The sequence below is a fragment of the Acetanaerobacterium elongatum genome (genome assembly GCF_900103835.1).
Lineage (GTDB): Bacteria > Bacillota > Clostridia > Oscillospirales > Ruminococcaceae > Acetanaerobacterium > Acetanaerobacterium elongatum.
Map to the genome: position 1 here is coordinate 22,805 of NZ_FNID01000002.1, position 20,124 is coordinate 42,928.

The 20,124-nt window shown below is 49.0% G+C and carries 24 protein-coding genes; 7 read left to right on the plus strand and 17 right to left on the minus strand.

Going from position 1 to position 20,124, the window contains the following annotated elements:
- Positions 1-82 precede the first annotated feature (82 nt).
- On the plus strand, positions 83-1,849 hold the full coding sequence (locus BLR50_RS00710) for a sensor histidine kinase (protein ID WP_162840263.1): 1,767 nt from the start codon (positions 83-85) through the stop codon (positions 1,847-1,849).
- A 266-nt stretch (positions 1,850-2,115) separates the two neighbouring features.
- Here BLR50_RS00710 and BLR50_RS00715 read toward each other — a convergent pair whose 3' ends face one another.
- The 15 genes from BLR50_RS00715 to spoVAC all read right to left on the minus strand — a co-directional run bounded on the left by BLR50_RS00715 (position 2,116) and on the right by spoVAC (position 12,615).
- Positions 2,116-2,505 (minus strand): VOC family protein, encoded by a 390-nt coding sequence (locus BLR50_RS00715; RefSeq protein WP_092637476.1) that lies wholly within the window; start codon positions 2,503-2,505, stop codon positions 2,116-2,118.
- A 78-nt stretch (positions 2,506-2,583) separates the two neighbouring features.
- Positions 2,584-3,237, minus strand: a complete 654-nt coding sequence (locus BLR50_RS00720) for a GyrI-like domain-containing protein (RefSeq protein WP_092637478.1) — start codon at positions 3,235-3,237, stop codon at positions 2,584-2,586.
- A 62-nt stretch (positions 3,238-3,299) separates the two neighbouring features.
- Positions 3,300-3,572, minus strand: coding sequence for a zinc ribbon domain-containing protein (locus tag BLR50_RS00725; RefSeq protein WP_092637480.1), 273 nt, complete (start codon positions 3,570-3,572; stop codon positions 3,300-3,302).
- Between the two features lie 293 nt (positions 3,573-3,865).
- Positions 3,866-4,633, minus strand: coding sequence for an alpha/beta fold hydrolase (locus tag BLR50_RS00730; protein ID WP_092637483.1), 768 nt, complete (start codon positions 4,631-4,633; stop codon positions 3,866-3,868).
- A gap of 54 nt (positions 4,634-4,687) precedes the next feature.
- Positions 4,688-5,491 carry a CPBP family intramembrane glutamic endopeptidase gene (locus BLR50_RS00735; RefSeq protein ID WP_092637486.1) on the minus strand — a complete coding sequence of 268 codons (804 nt, stop codon included), beginning with the start codon at positions 5,489-5,491 and terminating at the stop codon, positions 4,688-4,690.
- Between the two features lie 229 nt (positions 5,492-5,720).
- A complete protein-coding gene (locus BLR50_RS00740; RefSeq protein ID WP_092637489.1) occupies positions 5,721-6,146 on the minus strand; it encodes a VOC family protein in 426 nt (141 codons plus the stop codon).
- Between the two features lie 46 nt (positions 6,147-6,192).
- The gene (locus tag BLR50_RS00745; RefSeq protein ID WP_092637491.1) at positions 6,193-6,981 is read right to left on the minus strand and encodes a lysophospholipid acyltransferase family protein; all 789 of its coding nucleotides are present in this window, start codon (positions 6,979-6,981) and stop codon (positions 6,193-6,195) included.
- A 121-nt stretch (positions 6,982-7,102) separates the two neighbouring features.
- Entirely contained in the window at positions 7,103-7,330 is a 228-nt protein-coding gene (locus tag BLR50_RS00750) for a PF20097 family protein (protein WP_092637494.1), read from the minus strand.
- Between the two features lie 44 nt (positions 7,331-7,374).
- On the minus strand, positions 7,375-7,626 hold the full coding sequence (locus BLR50_RS00755) for a kinase to dihydroxyacetone kinase (RefSeq protein ID WP_092637496.1): 252 nt from the start codon (positions 7,624-7,626) through the stop codon (positions 7,375-7,377).
- 17 nt (positions 7,627-7,643) lie between these two features.
- Positions 7,644-8,306, minus strand: a complete 663-nt coding sequence (locus tag BLR50_RS00760) for an HAD family hydrolase (RefSeq protein WP_092637498.1) — start codon at positions 8,304-8,306, stop codon at positions 7,644-7,646.
- 41 nt (positions 8,307-8,347) lie between these two features.
- Positions 8,348-9,355, minus strand: a complete 1,008-nt coding sequence (locus BLR50_RS00765) for a sugar-transfer associated ATP-grasp domain-containing protein (protein ID WP_162840264.1) — start codon at positions 9,353-9,355, stop codon at positions 8,348-8,350.
- Positions 9,356-9,464: 109 nt separating this feature from the next.
- Positions 9,465-10,478, minus strand: a complete 1,014-nt coding sequence (locus tag BLR50_RS00770; RefSeq protein WP_092637502.1) for a sugar-transfer associated ATP-grasp domain-containing protein — start codon at positions 10,476-10,478, stop codon at positions 9,465-9,467.
- 205 nt (positions 10,479-10,683) lie between these two features.
- A complete protein-coding gene (gene spoVAE / locus BLR50_RS00775) occupies positions 10,684-11,040 on the minus strand; it encodes a stage V sporulation protein AE (RefSeq protein WP_092637504.1) in 357 nt (118 codons plus the stop codon).
- A gap of 28 nt (positions 11,041-11,068) precedes the next feature.
- A complete protein-coding gene (gene spoVAD, locus BLR50_RS00780; protein WP_092637506.1) occupies positions 11,069-12,112 on the minus strand; it encodes a stage V sporulation protein AD in 1,044 nt (347 codons plus the stop codon).
- Between the two features lie 53 nt (positions 12,113-12,165).
- Complete coding sequence (gene spoVAC / locus BLR50_RS00785; protein ID WP_242871656.1) at positions 12,166-12,615, minus strand: stage V sporulation protein AC; 450 nt, start codon at positions 12,613-12,615, stop codon at positions 12,166-12,168.
- 424 nt (positions 12,616-13,039) lie between these two features.
- Between spoVAC and BLR50_RS00790 the strand changes: the two genes are divergently transcribed.
- From BLR50_RS00790 to BLR50_RS00800, 3 genes are all read left to right on the plus strand, one after another.
- Positions 13,040-13,510, plus strand: a complete 471-nt coding sequence (locus BLR50_RS00790; protein ID WP_242871657.1) for a MarR family winged helix-turn-helix transcriptional regulator — start codon at positions 13,040-13,042, stop codon at positions 13,508-13,510.
- A 14-nt stretch (positions 13,511-13,524) separates the two neighbouring features.
- Positions 13,525-14,397 carry a DUF6544 family protein gene (locus tag BLR50_RS00795; RefSeq protein WP_092637512.1) on the plus strand — a complete coding sequence of 291 codons (873 nt, stop codon included), beginning with the start codon at positions 13,525-13,527 and terminating at the stop codon, positions 14,395-14,397.
- A gap of 88 nt (positions 14,398-14,485) precedes the next feature.
- A complete protein-coding gene (locus BLR50_RS00800) occupies positions 14,486-14,737 on the plus strand; it encodes a hypothetical protein (protein ID WP_423230269.1) in 252 nt (83 codons plus the stop codon).
- 273 nt (positions 14,738-15,010) lie between these two features.
- On the opposite strand, the gene BLR50_RS00805 is transcribed toward BLR50_RS00800, so the two are convergent.
- Positions 15,011-15,979: a carbohydrate kinase family protein gene (locus BLR50_RS00805; RefSeq protein ID WP_092637514.1), complete on the minus strand. Its 969-nt coding sequence runs from the start codon at positions 15,977-15,979 to the stop codon at positions 15,011-15,013.
- Between the two features lie 105 nt (positions 15,980-16,084).
- Entirely contained in the window at positions 16,085-17,017 is a 933-nt protein-coding gene (locus BLR50_RS00810) for a M14 family metallopeptidase (protein ID WP_092637516.1), read from the minus strand.
- Between the two features lie 210 nt (positions 17,018-17,227).
- On the opposite strand from BLR50_RS00810, the gene BLR50_RS00815 reads away from it, so the two are divergent.
- The 3 genes from BLR50_RS00815 (at position 17,228) to BLR50_RS00825 (ending at position 20,102) form a co-directional block, all read left to right on the plus strand.
- A complete protein-coding gene (locus tag BLR50_RS00815) occupies positions 17,228-17,773 on the plus strand; it encodes an NUDIX domain-containing protein (protein ID WP_092637518.1) in 546 nt (181 codons plus the stop codon).
- A gap of 341 nt (positions 17,774-18,114) precedes the next feature.
- Complete coding sequence (gene aroF, locus BLR50_RS00820; protein ID WP_092637520.1) at positions 18,115-19,125, plus strand: 3-deoxy-7-phosphoheptulonate synthase; 1,011 nt, start codon at positions 18,115-18,117, stop codon at positions 19,123-19,125.
- 128 nt (positions 19,126-19,253) lie between these two features.
- Positions 19,254-20,102, plus strand: a complete 849-nt coding sequence (locus BLR50_RS00825; protein ID WP_092637522.1) for a prephenate dehydrogenase — start codon at positions 19,254-19,256, stop codon at positions 20,100-20,102.
- Positions 20,103-20,124 lie beyond the last annotated feature (22 nt).

The following is a 20,124-nucleotide window of genomic DNA, read 5'->3' on the forward strand; positions in this document are numbered from 1 at the left end:
ATAAAACATTTAAATTTTCTGAGAAAACGTGCTATAATAAACTAAATTGCCGTTTTGTGCAAAACGCAGAAGGATGAAGGGTATGGCTTTCGATATGCTGAGAACAAAAAGACAAAAAAAATCGATAACGATTTCGGCAAAACTGGCGCTGGTAATGGCGTTTTCTTTGCTTGCCTGCTTATTGCTGCTGTTGGGGTATATGGCGCGCGGCATGGTAAACAGCATGAGGTTGGGGCAAGCCTCTAAAGAGACAGCTGTTGTAGAGATGCGCCTAGGCGAGCTCGAAAACTACTACGCAACGCTCAAAAGCTATTCAATCTCGATTCGCAACGACGAGAAGTTCATGAAGATTATCAGTATGCCGGAGAGTACCTTTGAGGGTGGGGAGTATGTTAAAACGCTGCTTCGCAATATCTACTACTCGCGCAACGATATACACTCCTTTAAGGTTTATCTGCTGGGTGAGGACAAAAACTACACCTTTGAGGTGGGAAACACCGATGTAAAGGAGAATAAAAATCCCCCGAAAAACCAGATACCCGGGTTTACGGAATCGCTTTCAAATGGCGATTTTCTCTATATCAGCCCCAGTATGCAGAAGGATTGCCTTTTTACCGTTACAAGAACAATTATTGATATAAAAACACAAGAACCGCTGGCCGTTGTGGTGCTGGAGGTAGATGACTCCTTTTTTAAAGCCATTGCCCGGGACAGCAGCCGTATTCTTGCACTGCTGGATTCCGGAAACCGGCTGTATTATTCCACCAATACCTCAATCGTCAATGCCACCAATATGCTTTACCTAAGCCCCTATCTGGTGGGACAGGCCTCTGCGGCGGGTTCGGTTGCCCAGATTAAGAAGGATTACTACCTTCTGGCCTATGATACCTCCAAAGATACCGGCTGGCGGCTTGTAAGCCTTGAGCCGGAAAGCGTGATTTTTCAGGCGGTGTTGAATAACAGTATAAGATTTATGGGGGTTGCTCTTTCACTAGCCTTAATTGGTGCGCTGGTATTTTTCTTATATATCCGTCGTCTTGCCAAGCCTTTATATGCTCTTTCAGACGCGATGGGCAGCCTTGCTGAAGGGAAGCCCGCCGTTTTGGAGAATATTAAAGGCGGGTTGGAGGGAGAGCTTTTAAACAAACGGTTTTTAGCACTTTCAGACAGGATTGAGACGCTTCAAAATCAGAACAGCGATATCCTGCAGCAGGAGCAGGCCCTGCGGCTGGAGGCACTGGAGGCAACCTTCAACCCCTATTTTTTGTGCCATGTGCTGCAGTCGATACAGCTGACGGCGATGCGCAACGGGCAGGATGAGATTCAAACCATGACCCAAACGCTCTACTCCATGGTGGACTATGCCATGAACGCCGAAAAATGTATGAGTGTTGCCAAAGAGGTGGAGCATGTAAAGGAGTATCTCTTCTTAGAGCGCGTTCAGGTAAATGACCGTCTGGAGTACCGTATTACCGCCGATAAACAGGTTAACGGCCTGAAGGTACCCAAAATTCTTTTGCAGCCGATGGTGGAAAGCTCGATTATGCGTTCGCTTGAAAACCACCGTGACAGCTTATTCATCGATATTAGGATTGCTCTTAATGGCAATGTACTTACCGTAACGGTGCAGGATGACGCAGGGGCAACGGCGGCGCAGGCAGAGGAGATTAAGAGGCAGACAGGTCAGCTTCAGCATACGGCAAAGCAGGGGATTACCGGCACCAGCCTTGCAAACCTTGCGGCGCGTATCGGATTGATGTATGGCGAAAGCGCAAGCTTCAACCTCACCCGAGAGGGAGAGGATACCGTTTGCCTTACCCTGAGCATTCAGCAGGATGAGGAAACTTAGATTATAACAATGACGCGGCAGAAATCATCTGCCGCGTTAGGCTGTCAAAAAGTATAAATTGAAATAACATTGCGCAGGCGGACATGCGCCGCCGGAGCAATACCGCTAAAAATGTCTGCGGTGAGCAGACATTTTTGCTTGGGGGTGTTCATGAGGGGGACGGCTGAGGAACCAAACCACTTGGTTTGGTGACGAACGAAGTCCCCCTTATGGAGCGTGTCGAGTTTCTCGACACGCTCACGCGGCAGAAATCATCTGCCGCGTTTTCATGTATCCCCTGCAGTTGAGTTGTGTTTAGCTAGGGGGCAGGTAAGCTCAATGATATTCCCCTCGCTGTCGGCAAACTCCAGCACCAGATTTGTGCCGATGGCAGTGAGCGGGAACACTATCGGGGCATGTAGCGCTTGAAGCCTTTCCAACGCGGTATCCAGACTGCTTACCGTTAGGCTAGGAAGGCAGTTGTTGCCCCAGCTTTTCGGTTCGTTCATCTTCTCGTGGGCAAACAGCCCGTATCGAAAACCTCCGATGTTAAAAACGCTGTAGATATCGCTCTTTTCGGTTACCCTTTGCCCGAGAAGGTACTCGTAAAAGCGGATAGCTCTTTCCATATCCTTTACGCAGATATAGAGCGATTTCAGCTCAAAGAATGGTTTCATATATCTCCTTAAATAGGAACGCCCCCTGTGATATGAGAAGGGGGCGATTCATTTGTAGCTTCAATATCTATGGGAAAGTTAGGCCTTCACAACGGGATGCCGCAACACGGTCTTGCGTTTTTTGGGAGATATCCTTCGTGGGTCGCCAAGATAGATTTCATGGTGGCGCCGGATGGTGCCGTCTGGCAAAACCGCATCGATGTTGGTTTTTAGCCCCTGCTGTTCAATGAAAGCGTCTACCTTTGCAAGCGTGTGCGGTTCGGTTTCATACGGGCCGATGTGCATAATATGAACGCACAGCCCCTCTTCAAAGTCGCACAGCCGCGCTCTGCTTACGTCGATGTGCGGCTTTTTCTTTGCCACCTCGCCGCAGGCCCAGCTAAACACTTCTTGGGTGACAAACTCGGGCTGGCGCAGCATGGAGGTCCAGCAGTATTTGGATTTTTGGGAAAAATCCATGTCGGTGCTGTCTTCCAGCCACCACAGCCCCTCGAGCGGGGCTACGGTGTAGTCGATGTAGCCCTTCGGCTGCTGCCCGCTCAGCTTGCTCATTTTAATGGTGTAGCTGAGCGCATACAGTATCTCAACGGCCTGCTGGTATTCGCCGCGCTCGATATTGGGGTTGCCCTTACCGTCCACCATAATAAACCGCATGGCGGGAACGTTAATAAGGGTTGGCTCGGTTGGCGGCAGATAGAATTCCTTTTGCTTTTTAAAGTCGAGTTTCTCCATGTCAATGTCATTCCTTTTAAGCTTGTTGTAACACCGAAGTGTATCACGGGTAGTCTTTCCTGCTATGCTTGCTTCCAGCGTTTGAGGGTGGGAAACCATGCGAGCATCTCTTTTTTTGCCTGCTCACGGTCGGTATAAAGGCCGGAATCCTTGCTGTAATCAAGGCAAAGCTCGATCATCTCTTCCATGGTTTGGTTGCCGGAAAACGCGCCGTTCTGGTAGCAGTAGGTACAGTAGTCCTCATTCTTGCTGCCGTCGGTGTTGGTGCCGAAGTCCTCGGCCTTTGCAAGGGGCATGCCGCAGCTTTGGCAATACAGGGTGGTGCCTTCTGTCATCACAATACTTCCTTTCGGTTGTGTTTTTGATTGTGATTTCAGTATAATCGTTGTAACTTGACAACGATGCGTCATATTATAAATATTTTATTGGCAAAGAAGTAAAGAGAAAGTCATCATGCAATTTAAAAAAAGTCTGTACATCCGGTGTACAGACTATAGGATACGCTTCGCATATATCTGAGCGCTTTTGGAAAGATAGGGTTTTGTGAGGTTTGCATTCAGCAAGCATCGGTCCGGCGCAGGGGTGTATTATGTTCAAACAAAAAAAGAATTCATCTGTGAAAAACGGATTATTTAACCGTTAATTTCTTTAGCTCATCAACCAAACGGTGTGGATTATCAATAATTTCTCCATGCCCAAGCCCCGCAAAACAATTCTCTTGCATATTGGGGTAGAGCCTATGCAGTTCTTTCAATGCCTTTTTCATATTATATTCCTTCTCGCCATACCAAACGGATACGCTGGCTTTGGTTTGAGGAGGCCAATTTTTAAGAATGGGATACATTTTTAGTCCCCATTCCCATGTTGCTTTAATTGAAGCCTCGGTTGCACAAAGGCTCACCTTTTTAAGCATTGTTTCTATATTATTATCTTTACGGGCAAGCAGTTTTTTAAGATACAACGGCAGTTTGGGATTCTCGCCTTTTATACTGTTTATTATCTTAACACATCTTTTTGGCATTATTTTAATCAGCGGTTTATTGAAAATTCCGTAATTCATATACTCAGGCCCGCTTAATACCATGTGGCCGATCCGTACGCGATCGTCCTTTAAAAGATATACCGAAGGCCCACCCCCGAGAGATTCGCCGAACAGAATATCAAGATGACCGTTCAGGTGCTCCTTAATATAGGTTGAAAGGCGGTTAGCTTCTTCTTCAAATCCGGGATAGGTTGTGTTCTCGTTTTCGTCAAAACCGTCCAGGCCGACGATAATTACATGGTACTCGTTATCCAACAAAGGATATATATCAGAAAATTGCCTCCATGTCATAAGATTTCCGTGAAGGAACATAACAGTCTTTGTATTATTCTTGCCAAATTCATAGAACTGCATAATTTCACCTCACATAGGCAATACATGCAAAGCTCGATAAGGGCCCCGGATTGCTCATAATAATGCCTTGTTTTTTTCTTTACGCTTAATTGTTATGAATATTGTAATTGCTGCAGCAATCAGGGAGCCTGTAACATACAGCAGATAAGGTATGATACTTCCGTTGTTGTATTCCGGATTGATGGAGAACAAATTGCAGCAGAGGTTTTCTGAAAAATGCAATACAGACGCTGGAACAATATTGCCGTTTGCCGCTTTTGTAACAGCAAAATAGATGTAACTGTCTGCGATACAGCCAAGTGTGAAGAGTATTAGAGGGGCGGACATTGTTCCGGAAATAAAATAGTGATAGTGCCATACAGCCCAGATAATACCCAGTATGATCGGCATTACTAATTCATTCAGGTATATCCCGAGTTTATCCTGAAAAAAGCCTCTCCAGCCAAGCTCTTCGGCAATCAGCGCCCAACACACGATAAGGATTTTTTTAAAAGTCAGTACCCCGAGTGTAGGCGGAATATGAAAAAACAGCCAAGAAAACAGCTTGGCTGCGCCGATTATCACAACCGGAAGGAATAAGCTAAGCAGCACCATATTGAAATTGAAATGATACACATAGCGCTCTTTTAAAAATTGCCCGAGCCCATGGCTTGCTTCGAAATATAAGACTGTCAGTATGGCAGCCAGCGACGGGGCAGCCGCTTCTAGGCCAAACAGGATTAGGGTTAAAGCGTCTGAGCGGCCCAGCGGCGTGTACATTTTTAGAAGCACGAAGAAAAGCGGCAGCACAAACACCAATAGCAAATAGACGGCTATTTGTTTGAGATTACTTTTCTTATTATTGTGGGATAATATCATGTACAACAACCAATCTATTAGGAATTATACGATAGAATCGAATCTAATTTTAGTCGTATTTAAACTACCGATGTGCTTATTTTATGCAGTTAGAAATATGGGTAATAACAGCAAGAATTATTATAACTATAAGACTGAAAAGAAGGTATCTTTAGCCCTCTCCCACTCTGAAGATTTAACAAATTCAGTAAACCCATCAAACCCATATTTACAGAAATATCGTGATTTTCTATAACAACGCGAAATGGGCGCTCTCGATAACTGCTTTCATTTGACATAGGCAAAAAGGGTGTCCGGCGGGGTCGAGCATAACTCTCCATGTATCAGAAAATTGCTCCTCTGCGATGGTTGCTCCGCAATGGACTGCATACTCAACTGCTTTTTCCAAATCGTTAACGGCGAAGTCTAGATGTGCCATCTGCTGTTGAGCTTCAGGCTTTTCCGGCCACACAGGCGGTTGATACGCAGGGTTCCGTTGAAACGTTATACCGGGATATGCCCCCTGATTGGTTCCCGGAGCGTATACACACGCATAATCTTCATCGATAGACAATACTTCCCATTTGAGCAACGCCGCATAGAATTTTGCTAACTCATGCGGGTCTGTGCAATCCACCGTAAAGGAGTACATTTTGATTTTCAATTCATCAGACATAAAGCAATACCTCCTAACTTAAGTTTAGCTTATCAATTAGGGTGAGTTACGCCTTTTCGGTTTGTCTGAATCTTTTTCTTGTTTGGTGTTCTGCATCCAGCGCCACCTCTCTTGCCGGGATACCTGTAAGTGTTGCAAGTTCATTCTGCGCTTCAATTACACGGTTAAGCCATAACTGTTTAACCTCATCAAGGTCGCGGCAGTTTTTGGGGATGGAGATTGGTTTAGCGAAGATTAAGCGGTTCTCGGCCCCTTCAACCGCCTGCTCGATAAACGCCGGCAAAACAGGAATACCCAGGGACTTCGCCAGCCAGAACGCTCCGCGCTCGATATCCTCCGGTTTATCCTTGTTGATGTCATAGATGGTTCCCTGAGAGAATATCAAAAAGTGCTTTGGCTTTGGGCCTTCCTTAAACCACTTCTCTGCGGTTCTGATTGCCGCCATAGAACCGCCCAAGCTGTTTCGGTCTACCGGAATCACCTTTTCCATCTCTAATATCGGCAATAATTCCTTGGGGATGGAAACCCCGTTAAAGCAGTTTTCCTTGGCGAAAACAAACAGCTGCGGATAGGTATCCATCACCTGACGCATAACATCATAATAATAGCTCATAATCAGCGGAGCATCGGAATCGGTTAAATGATTGGTGGCGATGATATAAGAGGCCGTTGTGAAATCCTCCGGTACATGATAGGCTTTAAAGTTATAAACCTTTAAAAGCATTTTCTTTATTTCGATTAACTTAGCCCTTAGCTTTTCCGGATTGTTCACGATGCTGAGAATCTCTTCTGAGGACGCTTCATTAAACAGTGAACTTGCATTATACAAGTGCATAATCTTTCCCCCTAAATATAATTTAAAAGGCAGGTTTTGTTCCTTTTAGGCCATTAAGCGGAATGCGAACCCTTCACGCAGGTAATCCAACAGGCCCCGGCACGGATGGTATTTATACGAGCTAAAAAATGCTGACCGCCTTGCGGCATTTTCTGCAAAGATGATATTCAAGCTTAGTATTTTCCAAGCCCGGCCTTTCACCCAATATCATGCCGTTTTGGTGCTTAACCGTTTCTTCTGATACAAGCAAGGGCGCCTTTTCACCGGCAGGCAGCCACAGTAAGCCACAATCCCTTCTGCCGTAAATATACCCCGGCTCCAGCTCGGCACCGCAAAAAGGGCAGTTCATTGTAATTCTCCTCTCGCAAAACAGATGATGTTACTTACCTGTGCCTACCCCTGCAGGCCGTTTTCCTGACGCTCCATATTCTCTACGACAATGTCGTGGATATCGCCCAGTGAGGCGCAATACTCCAGCACCTTCCACGGCGTGTTGGTGTGAAAATGGATCTTGATTAAATCCTCATCGCCCACGGCAATCAGGCAGTCGCCCTCGATGTTCTTGGCGATGTGTTCGTTAATCGCATCCTCCGAAAGGTCGTGCCCTTCAATCAGCAACTGGGTATCGAATTTGTAATCCAGCATGGCAGATACGCTCCTGTCTATTTGTTTTCTACGATAATCATCGGCAATATCAGGCTTAACGCCTCGTTTAAATCCTTCACCACCGCGAAGGTTTTCAACTCATCGAGCGGCTCAAGCAGGTCGGGCACCATGATAACGGGGATACCCGCCGCGTTGGCCGCGCGGATACCGTTGTGCGAATCCTCAAAGATCATGGTGGTTTCGGGGGTGCCACCCAGGCTTTGCATCGCCTTTAAGAAGATTTCAGGGTTGGGCTTGGCTTCGGTAACCTCGTCGCCGCAAACGCTGATATCAAAATAGTCGGCAATATCCGCCGTTTTGAGCATAAAGGTGGTAAGCGGGCGGCGGGTGGAGGTGGCAAGCGCGACCTTTACCCCGTTGTTTTTAAGTGCCGAGAGGATGTTATGTACGCCGGGTTTGAGCGGGATTAATGCGCTTTCCATTGCGTGACGCATGTAAACGCGCAGCTCGTCGCGCATGGCGTCGTAATCAAGGTTGGGGTAAACCTCTAAAAAGGCCGCCTTAGACCGCTCATAGGCGGTGCCTACGGTTTTTAAAAACAGCTTGTAGTCGGGTGTAATGCCGTATTTGGGTGCAAGGTCGTTGTAGCCGTTTAAGTAAACCCGTTCGCTGTCGAACAGCAGGCCGTCCATGTCAAAGATTGCGTGTTTAAGCTTCATGTAGGTACCCTTTCCTTCTTCTATGATTGCTGTGTTGTGTGTTAAATCTTCAGGTACTTCTTATAAACCGGCCAGATACCGGTGTTGTTTTCGTTGTGGGGGGGCAGCTGCTGAATCTCCGCGCCCGGGTATTGGTTGCCCTCAATGAACACCGGCCCGTTTTCGCATACCGCCACGTCCCAAGCACAGTAACGCACCTGCGGCACCTCTTTGGCAGCGCGGGTAACCATCTGCAGCACCTCGTCAAACATGGGAATAACGACACCCACAATCGGCGCACCCGTAATGGGGTGAACATAGTGGGTGCTTCCGTTTTCATCGTAAGCGGGCTTGATAATCTGGCCGGTTTTGCTGTCGATAAGCGCCGCCATGCCGCCGCTTGAGATGTTATCCACCACGCCGCCGGAGCCAAAGCGAACCAGACAGCGTGTAATATCCACCCCGCCATCCTCTCTTACCACCGACACGATGCGCAGGGTGTTCACCGAATCGGGGTAGATGGCCGAAAGTGCCGGGTGCTGCACCACATACTCCTCGCAGAGGGTTTGGTTGTTATCTATCAGCTTGCGGTAAAGCGCCTTTTTATCGGGGTAATCGGCAAGCAGAATACGCTCTACGCCATTGCCGCCGTCGCCGTCCACCGGCTTTACCATCATCCGCTCACGCCCTTCGCAGAACGCCTCGAAGGCCTGCTCGTCGGCGGTTTTCAGGTTAATCCACGCGCGGTTCAGGTAAGCGGAAAAGCGGGTTAAGAACTCGGTCTTATCCTCGAAAAAGTGCCAGTAGGCGCGGTCGTTAAGTGCCCTTACCAGCTGGTTGCTGCGCCCGCGCGTCATATAGGTATCGCGCTGAGCCCGGCTTAGGTTGTACAATTCCATTACCAGATAATCCATATACCCCGAGCCATATTTCAGCCCGCAGTAAACAATATCTATCAATATAAACAGCACAGGCTTATGAGTGCGTTTGTGCACCTCACGAGCTGTTGCAAACAGCTGTTTGTAATTCATGCATAGGATGGCTTTAATGGTGAATTTCAGTGCGTGCATAATGAGCATACTCCTTTAAATGGCAAAAATTATCACACTCCTATCGTATTATAGCACATTGAGTAAAGAAATAAAGAGAAAAGTCCTTTTGGGGCAGCAAATGGTGCAGCTAAGGGTTAATCCCAAGGTACTGCTTGTATATCGGCCAGATACCGGTGTGGTTTTCGTTGTGGGGGGGAAGCTGCTGAATCTCGTGCCCGGGATATTGGTTGCCCTCGATGAACACCGGCCCGCTTTCGCACACCGCCACATCCCACGCGCAGTAACGCACCTGCGGCACCTCTTTGGCAGCGCGGGTAACCATCTTTAAAACCTCGTCAAACATGGGGATAACGGCACCCACAATCGGCGCACCCGTAATGGGGTGGACATAGTGGGTATTACCGTTCTTATCATGGGCGGGCTTGACGATTTCGCCGGTTTTGCTGTCGATAAGTGCCGCCATGCCGCCCCTTGAGATATTATCCACTACACCGCCAGCACCGATGCGGATGAGGCAGCGGGTGATATCCACCCCGCCATCCTCTCTTACCACCGACACGATGCGCAGGGTGTTCACCGAATCGGGGTAGATAGCCGACAGAGCCGGGTGCTGCACCACATACTCCTCGCAGAGGGTTTGGTTGTTATCCATCAGCTTGCGGTAAAGCGCCTTTTTATCGGGGTAATCGGCAAGCAGAATGCGCTCTACGCCCTTGCCGCCGTCACCGTCCACCGGCTTTACCATCATCCGCTCACGCCCTTCGCAGAACGCCTCGAAGGCCTGCTCGTCGGCGGTTTTCAGGTTGATCCACGCGCGGTTCAGATAAGCGGAAAAGCGGGTTAAGAACTCGGTCTTGTCCTCAAAAAAGTGCCAGTAGGCGCGGTTGTTAAGCGCCCTTACCAGCTGGTTGCTGCGCCCGCGTGTCATATAGGTATCACGCTGCGCCTTGTTAAGACGGTAAAACTCCAGCACGGTGTAATCCATGTACCCCGCGCCGTACCTTATGCCGCAAAAGATCATATCTATTAATATAAACAGTGTAAGCTTGCGGGTGCGCTCATGCACCACGCGCGCCTTTGCAAGCATCGTTTTATAATCCATACCGAGGATGGTTTTAAGGATAAACTTGAGTTTGTGCATCGATCAGGCTCCTTTAATTCGGTGTTGCAGCAGGAATGGCGAACATTGATTTTATTATACCGGTTATTAGTGAAAATAAAGTATGAAACAACCCGAATAAGATCGCGCATAAAAGTATCGGGGCGGTTAAAATACTCATCAGGAAGATAAGTATTACCGCCCCGCTTACTATTTTCAAGGAGGAAAATATCATGAAAAGGAGTTCTCAGGTTTTATCCTTCGGCTTGAAGATCAGCGCGATCAGCAGCGCGAAGAAGATAGCGGCGGCAATACCGCCGGCGGTAGCGGTTAGCCCGCCGGTAAAGGCCCCCATCAGGCCGAGCTGCTCGATGGCGGTTTTGGTGCCCTTGGCAATCAGGTAGCCGAAGCCGGTGAGCGGTACGGTAGCGCCGGCACCCGCATATTCAGCCAGCGGCTTATAGACACCAAAGCCCCCCAAGATTACCCCCGACACCACATAGGTGGTTAGAATCCTTGCGGGTGTGAGCTTGGTTTTGTTGATGAGTATCTGGGCAATAACGCACAGCATGCCGCCCACCCAGAAGGCATTGAGATATTGCATAATCCATTAACCGCCTTTCGTAATACTTTTAGTGCCCATTTATCGTACAGTCATCCTGATAGCTTGTGCTTGAAAGGTGTACCAGATGCGCTATGCCGGGAATGCTCTCGCCCTGCTGCAAACTGGTGGGGCTCATCAGTGCGCCGGTTGCTAAAAACAGGACGTTGTTGAGCTCCTTGTGCTGAATCTTATTTAAAATATGCGAGCAGAGCACCGAGGCACTGCAGCCGCAACCGGAACCTCCCGCGTTTACCCCCTGCTCTTTGATATCGAAGATTAAGAGCCCGCAGTCGCTGTGCCGCTTGCTGATATCAAAGCTTTCACGCTGCAGCAGCTCCTCCACCAGCTGAGAGCCCACCTGCCCAAGGTCGCCGGTGAGGATTAAGTCGTAATTGTCGGGGGTAGTACCGGTATCCATAAAAAAAGTTTTAAGGGTATCCGCCGCGGCGGGCGCCATGGCGGCACCCATGTTGTTGACGTCGGTAATGCCCATATCCTGTATCTTGCCCACCGTTACGGCGCGCACATAGGGTGCCTTGCAGGATGGGGCAACAACCGCGCAGCCGGAACCTGTTACCGTCCACTGCGCGGTGGGCGGGCGCTGGCTGCCGTACTCGAGCGGGTAACGAAACTGCCGCTCGGCCGAGCAGAAGTGGGAGGAGGTTACGCACACGCAGTGACCGGCCGCCCCCGAATCTACCATAATAGAGCCCAGACACAGCGATTCCGCCATGGTGGAGCACGCCCCGTACAGCCCGAATAACGGGATATTAAGGTCGCGCAGGCCATAGGTGGAGCTGATGCACTGGTTTAACAGGTCGCCCGCAAGGATAAAATCCATCTCGCTGGCAGAAAGCCCACCCTTGGAAAGCGCCCTGTTTACGGCGTCCTTTTGCAGGCGGCTCTCGGCCTTTTCCCATGTTTTTTCGCCCATGGTGGTGTCGTCGCAGATGATGTCGAACTCCTGCGCAAGCGGCCCCTCGCCCTCCTTTTTGCCTACCACCGCCGCAAAGCTGACAATGCTCGGGCAGCTATCCAGCCGCAAGGTGTATCTTCCCTGACGTGTCGGCATGCTGCAGCCTCCTTTTTAAATGGGGGATGCACCCCTTTAATGAGAGATTAATTTTAGTACAGTTTAAAAAGATAGATAATAATCCCGTAGATAATCCCTGCGGAGATGCCGTATACGATGACCGGCCCGGCAATAGAGAACATCTTTACGCCCAGCCCCAGAATGAAGCCCTCGCTCTTGAAGTCGAGCGCGGGTGCCGCCATGGAGTTTGAAAAGCCGGTGATGGGCACCAGTGTTCCGGCCCCCGCATACTTGGCAATATTATCAAACGCATGCAGCCCGGTAAGCAGCGCTGCGATAAAGATGAGCGTAATGGAGGAGAGGGTGCTTGCCACATCCCTTGCCATTCCGCCGCGCATATAAAGTGAGATGAGCGCCTCGCCGATGGTGCAGATGAAACCGCCAACCAGAAAGGCCATGATGCAGTCTTTTACCGTACTGGATTTATGTTCGGCCTTTTTTGCAATCTCGGAGTATTCGTCCGGGGTTAGCTTTGAGCTCAATGATACCCGCCTCCCTTGGGCATTACAAATCAGAGGATAATTATCAGACTATTCCTGTTTATTCTTGACGGTACATTTCAGTTTTATGCGGACAGGAACATCGATAAGTATCCACCGGCCAAGCAGGCGATTTTAATAAGAGATCAGTATTATGTATTCTTCTCCCATTTTTCATTCTATCCCTGCCCCAAGGCTCAAGCTGGGATAATCAGGCAGAAAAAAGCAGTATTATACTAAGTTCCGATTAAAAAGCATATAAAAATCAAATCAAAACCTTTCGTTTATGGGCTTTGATGCATTTTTTTATCAATGATTTTATCGGAGATTAATATTATTCGCTTGACAAGAAGAACGATGCGTAATATATTACATATAATCCGTCTATAATAATCTAAGGAAAGCTTATGGCTAAACTAAAAAAGGAGTGAAAGCGTTGAATAATACTGATAAGCAGGCCGTCTTGTTTGGAAACCTGTTTTTGTTGGCAAATAAATTACAGGCTGTGAGTGATAAATATCTCGAAGGAGATGATATTACAGCAAAACAGTGGTTTTTGGTAGCCGCTATTAATCAATTTTCAGAGACACCGCCAACCCTTAGTGAAGTGTCAGAATTGATTGGAAGCTCCCGCCAAAATGTAAAACAGCTTGCGCTGAAGCTCGAGAAAAAAGGTTTTTTACAAATAGAAAAAAATAAACAGGATACAAGGGCATACCGGCTCGTTTTGACTGAAAAATGCCATTTGTTTTGGCAGAACCGTGAATTGCAGGACAATCGGTTTATCACAGATATAACCGGCTGCCTGACGGCACAGGAAACTGATAATCTGTATGAGTATATAGATAAAATGCTTAAAAAAACCGATGAAATCCATAAATCTCAATTATCAATCTAACGGGGGTGCTTGAAATGGACAGAACATATATTTGGGTATGTATTATTCTATTGCTTATTTGTGTTGCTTTGGTATTGTTTTATAATTCCGGCAGTCTTCTGAGAGAATATAAAAATGAGGCTAAAAGAGCACTTGAGAAGATATATGGAGCTGATAATACTATTCTCACACTGGAAGATATTCAGGATTTACCGAAACCTGTTCAGAACTATATAAAATATGTCGGTGCAATTGGTAAGGAAAAAGTACATAGTTTCTCGGTGCTGGCAAAAGGCGAAATGAAAATGAGTAATAATTCAGATTGGACGCCACTCGATATTGAACAATATAATTTTTTAGACACTCAGCTCATTCGTCTGTGTTATATGAAATTGAAGGTTTACGGACTGCCTATATATGCTTTGCATTCGTATACGGATAAAAAAGCGAATATGCATATAAAACTGGCGGGCCTAATTACTGTGGCAGATGCAAAGGGTCAGGAAATGAGAATCAGCGATTCAATCACTCTCTTAAATGATATATGCCTTTTTGCACCGGCCGCCCTCATTGATGATCGAATTTCTTGGGAGGAAATTGACGACACGACAGTAAAAGCTATTTTTAATACTGCTTATTGTACTGTATCAGCAACCCTCTATTTTAATGAAAGAGGCGAACTGATCAATTTTATCAGTGAAGACCGATATGAATTGAAAAATGACGGATCTTTTCGAAAGGCAAAATGGTCAACGCCGTTTCGAGATTACAAAGAGCTCGACGGCATGAAGGTGGCTTCATATTGTGAAGCAATATGGAACTTTCCGGAAGGAGATTACGGCTACTGCAGATTTACCGACATTAAAAAAATAAACTATAATTGCAGCAACCAGGATTATCGGCAGTAGCCTTCTTTTAGACATTTCGCCTAACGAGTGGTTTGCAGGATACAAAAAAACAGCCGCGCTTTTCTGCGGCTGCCGATTGTCACAAGGATTGGCTGATAAGACATGTCATATCAAGCGTGTTATAATACTATTCAATGAAACAGTATTATTTGAGGTGACAATCATTAGTATCCTCCAAGTGAACGCCCAAAATATCGCTAACGAGCATATCTGCTGCGCAATCTCGGATAAAAAGGGCGAAACCTGCGTATCCTCCAAGAAGGTGTGGATGTTAAAGCGGTTTGAGGAAGAGCTGTTTTTTAAAAAGCTGGATGCCCGCGGGAAGGTATTTATGAGATGAACGATAGTATTGAAAAGAATATTCAATCTGCGGTTTCCACCCCGTGCGGTAGAGAGGCTTATACTTTTATCGGAGATTAGTATTACACCGAGCAAAGAAGCCATTCAGCTTTGCAGAAGAACTGCATAAGAACAAAACAGCTTGCAAGAAGCGATATTAGTAATAAAACAAAAATACGGCATCAAGAATAAACGACAGGGTTGTTCACAAAAGAATAACGCCCCAAAAACGAAAGCAGGTTTGCTCCGTTTTAGGGGCGTTCCATTTATGAAGCTATTCCTTCACCGTCTTGCGCATACACTCGTAAACCTCATCGAGGGTGGGCAGGGCGGTCATGGCGCCGCGCCTTACGGTAACCATGGCGCCTACGGCGCTTGCGAAATCAAGGCTGAGCATCATCTCGGCATTGGAGAGCTTTTCCGGGCGCTTGCCAAAGCCCAGCATACGGTAGAGTAAGCCGCCTAAAAAGGCATCGCCTGCGCCGGTGGTGTCGATGGTTTTCACCTGGTAGGCGGGTACGCTGATCTCATACGAAAGCGTAAGGGCGTAGGCGCCCTTTTCTCCGCGCGTTACGATTACCGCGTCGAGGTTGTGGCGCTTTAACAGGGTGAGCGCGCCGTCGTGCAGATTCATCCCCTGTGTGAGGAAGGAAAGCTCCTCCAGCGAGAGCTTAAGAATATCGGTATACTGCAGCGCACGCAGGCAGCTGTCGCGCGCGACAAGGTCGTTCTCCCACAGCGCAAGGCGAATATTCGGGTCAAAGCATACCACCTTGTCCGCATTTTTGGCGTATTCTGCGGCGGAAAGGGTGGCCGAGCAGCAAGGCTCGCCCGTCATGGAGACCGAGCCGAAGCAGAATACCTGAGCCTCGTCTATTAGGCTCATATCCACCTCGCCGGGGGTAAGGCGCAGGTCGGCGGTGTTGTTGCGAAAGAAGTTGAAGCTGCGTTCGCCGTTTTCATCCAAGGTAATGAAAGCCAGGGTGGTGGGGTAGAAACCGGTGGTTTTAACCCCCTTCACCTCCACACCGAACGAACGGAGGGTGCTGATAAGCGACCTGCCGAAGGGGTCGCTGCCCACCTTGCCGATGTACGCCGAGCTTCTGCCAAGCCTGGCTATACAGGCCGCTACATTTGCGGGCCCGCCGCCGGGGTTTTGTTCAAACAGGGGCCTGCCCTCATCCGAAATGCCGGCAGGGGTAAAATCAATCAGAAGCTCCCCTAAAGCACATATATCATACATCTGTTATGCGTCCTTTCATGATGTTAAAAACATCCTTTATACCATTCAAATATCCTGATAGCGTTATTCTACAATAATTACATTATAATCCTTAAGTGGGCACAGTCAACAGGATTCAGCCCGATTCTCGATAGTTTCACCCTTGACCATCCAAAAAAGCATATCGGATAAGCGGCTGTAGATATCCGGCAGATCGGTAACCGGCAGCGGGTTTACCCCTTTGCCGATCTCTATGGTAAAGCCTTCGCGCCCGAAGCGGTTGATATACCAGTCCTTAAACCCGCCGTGTGAAGCCATGCCGGTGGGCTCGCGCAAGGCGTAGCCGCTTAGTTTTGCGAGCTGCTGCGCGGTTTTGTAGGCGGATGCGGGCGTGTTATTGCCATAGGAATAGTAGATCTCCTCGCCCTGACTGTGAAAGGCCACCACACGGCTCGGCAGATACATGCGGCACAGCAGGCAGAGAGCGCGTGTTTCGGGCTCGCTTTCAGGGTACTCGCCGCCGTACTGACGTTTTGCGGGGCCTGTGATGCCGTTTTCCTGTTCGGCTGCCTTTACCAGCTCAAAGCTCGCGTTGAAGTTGTGGTTGATATCCACCCCGCGAACATTTGCGTTCCAGCCGGTAAGGTCGCCGCCCGAGATAGACTTGGCCGTTTTTTTGTAAAGCCCCGCACTCTCAAACCCGTTAACGACAAGCTCCAGCCCGTCGGGGTTGACGCAGGGCAGCACAATCAGCCCGGGGGGCTTGTTTTCGCGGCGGCTGTGGATGTTTTGGGGGTGCCGATAAACGGTGTAGGCGTAATCTTCCAGAAACCTTGTTAGAAGCAGAACGGTAATCCATTCCTGCGCATGGAAGCCGCCCGCAAACAGTACGGCGTTCCGGCGCTCGCCGAAGCTGATTGCCCACAGGTCGCGCCCAAGCACACTTTTGCCCGCCGAGAACAGCTCCGCCTGTATACACTCCCCCGCAATGGCTGCCAAGCGTTTGGTAAGCGTGTAAAACTCGGGCGGTATGCCGTAGAATCTGCTGTAGGTTTCCATGCGTTACTCTTCATCCCTTTCTTAATGTTAAGCCAAGTGGTACTGCGCTACATTCTATTCTTTAAAATCTACGTTCATGCGCATAACAAAGCCGATTTATTGCCGTTGAGGCAGATGAAACACAGCCTGAAAGGATAATACTTTACAACTACCCCATAAAGAGTGTAAAATAGATGAAAAGTAAGGAATTTATTTCAGGGAGATGCTAGGATGGCACATATTGAAAAGACGATGAAAAGTGAACATGTATATAAGGGGCACATCATATCGGTGCGTGTGGATGAGGTTGAGCTGGAAAACGGTAAAGCCGCCATGCGCGAGGTAATTGAACACCCCGGCGGCGTGTGTGTGCTGCCGCTTGCAATGGATGACACCATTACGATGGTTAAGCAGTTCCGCTACCCGTATAAGGAGGAGGTTTTAGAGCTTCCCGCAGGCAAGCGTTCCCCGGGCGAAGACCCGCTGGAATGCGGCCGGCGCGAGCTTACCGAGGAAACCGGGCTTATTGCCGCGCGCTTTAAAAGCCTTGGGGAGCTGTACCCCTCGCCGGGCTATGTGGATGAGGTAATCTACCTGTACCTTGCCACCGGCCTTACCCGAACCAACCCGAGCCCTGATGAGGACGAGTTTTTGGATGTATGCACCATGCCGCTGGAGAAGGCATTTGAAAAGGTTTTTTCGGGTGAAATCAAGGATGCAAAGACGCAGATTGCGCTGCTGAAGGCCTATGCCATGCGCCAGAAGGGGCAGATTTAAGAGTTTGCCGAGTGATCACGAGGCGGCGCTTCTTAACGTTAATTTAGCGATTTAAAGCTTTTTAGCGAAAAAGCGTTGACAAAATCTGATATGGGGTCTATGATAGATTCAGAACAAAACGAAAAGGAGCAATCGGTTTTATGGCAGCTCAAAACCTTTACAAGGGTTACCGCTATTATGTAAGCCTGGGCTATTATTACGCCACGGGGTTAATAGGGTGCGGATTAAGGGCTGCTGTTAAAAGGTAAAACTGATTTGCTTACAAGGCAACAAAATCAGGGCGACGCTTTTTACACAGAAGCGTCGCCCTTAAATTTTGTGTGATTTAGGAGGATACAGACATGATTGTTGTAATGAAGCAGGGAACAAGGGATGACCAGCTTGAGGATTTTCAGCGCATTCTTGACGGGCTTGGCGTTAAAGGGCACTTTTCCAAGGGCGTACATACCACCATTGTGGGCTTGGTAGGCGATACCTCGCGTGTGGATATCGACAGCATCGGCTCTTTAAGCTATGTGGAAACGGTAAAGCGTATTCAGGAGCCGTACAAGAGCGCCAACCGCAAGTTCCACCCCGACGATACCGTTATCGACATCGGCGGGCATAAGATTGGCGGGGGGTATATGCAGGTGATCGCGGGGCCCTGTTCGGTAGAGAGCGAAGAGCAGATCTGCGAGGTGGCGAAGGCCGCGCAGGCGTCGGGCGCTACGATGCTGCGCGGCGGCGCGTTCAAGCCCCGCACCTCCCCCTATGCCTTTCAGGGCCTGCGCGCCGAGGGCATCGAGCTGCTGCTTAAGGCCAAGGCGCTTACCGGTATGCCTATTGTTACCGAGATTATGAGCGGCGACCAGCTGCCCCTGTTTGACGAGGTGGATGTGATACAGGTGGGCGCGCGCAACATGCAGAACTTCGAGCTGTTAAAGCTCTTGGGTAAAACCAACAAGCCCATTCTTTTAAAACGCGGACTTGCCAACACCATGGAGGAGCTTTTGATGAGCGCCGAGTACATCATGGCGGGCGGCAATATGCAGGTAATTTTGTGCGAGCGCGGCATTAGAACCTTTGAAACGGCTACCCGCAACACCTTGGATATCAGCGCCATCCCCATGCTCAAGCGCCTTTCGCACCTGCCGGTGGTGGTAGACCCAAGCCACGCCGCGGGTATTCCGTGGATGGTGGAGCCGCTTTCGCTTTCCGCCATTGCGGCGGGTGCCGACGGCCTGATTATTGAGGTGCACAACAACCCTTCCAAGGCACTCTCCGACGGCCCGCAATCCCTGCGCCCCGCAGAGTTTGACGCGGTGATGAAAAAGATTGGCGGGATGATGGGCTACATGGGAAAGAAAAGCTGATCAATACTAATCACTCATTAAAACCTTTCTAAAAAATCTTCGCAAAACCCATAAATCAAAGCTTTCTGCTCGATTTTTTAGAGGTTTTATAATCGTGATAAGTATAAAACGCCGGAAGGATTGGTTTTATGCAGACGTTACAAATCGGTATTATCGGGTTGGGGCTCATCGGCGGCTCGTTAGCCAAAGCAATCAAAAAATTCACCCCGCATACGGTTTACGGCCTGAACCGCAGTAAGGGAACCGAGCAAAAGGCGCTGGCGTGCGGCGCGATGGACGGCGTGCTTACCGATGAGGCGCTTTCCGGGTGTGATATCCTGTTTGTGGGGCTTTACCCCGCCTTAACCATCAAGACTGTGCTCGAGAAGCTGCCGCTGCTGAAAAAAGGCTGTGTGATTGCCGACCTGTGCGGTATCAAGCGCGAGGTATGCGGTGCGCTCTCTGAGCCATGCCGTGTCGCGGGGGTTACCTTTATCGGGGCACACCCTATGGCGGGGCGGGAGTTTTCGGGCTTTGATTACACCACCGCCGACCTGTTTCAGCGAGCGTCGCTTATTCTTACCCCAACCGAGGGCACTGAGCAGGAGGAGCGCGCCGTAAGGCTGCTGGACGGCTTGGCGCTTGCGGTAGGCTTCCGCGCGGTGGTAGTGACCACCCCCGAAAACCACGACCGCATGATTGCCTATACCTCGCAGCTGGCGCATGTACTCTCTAACGCCTATGTTAAAAGCCCGTGCGCGAAAGAGCACACAGGCTACAGCGCGGGTAGCTTTAAAGACCTTACCCGCGTGGCGTATTTAAACGAGGAGATGTGGACCGAGCTGTTTATGCAAAACCGTGACAACCTGACGCAGGAGCTTTCGCTGCTTATTGATAACCTCACCGCCTACAAGCAGGCGATGGAAGCGGGGGATGCCGACACCCTGAAGGCGCTGCTGCGCGAGGGGCGCGAAATCAAGGAGCAGCTGCAGCCGTAATGTTGCTTCATATAACCGGGTT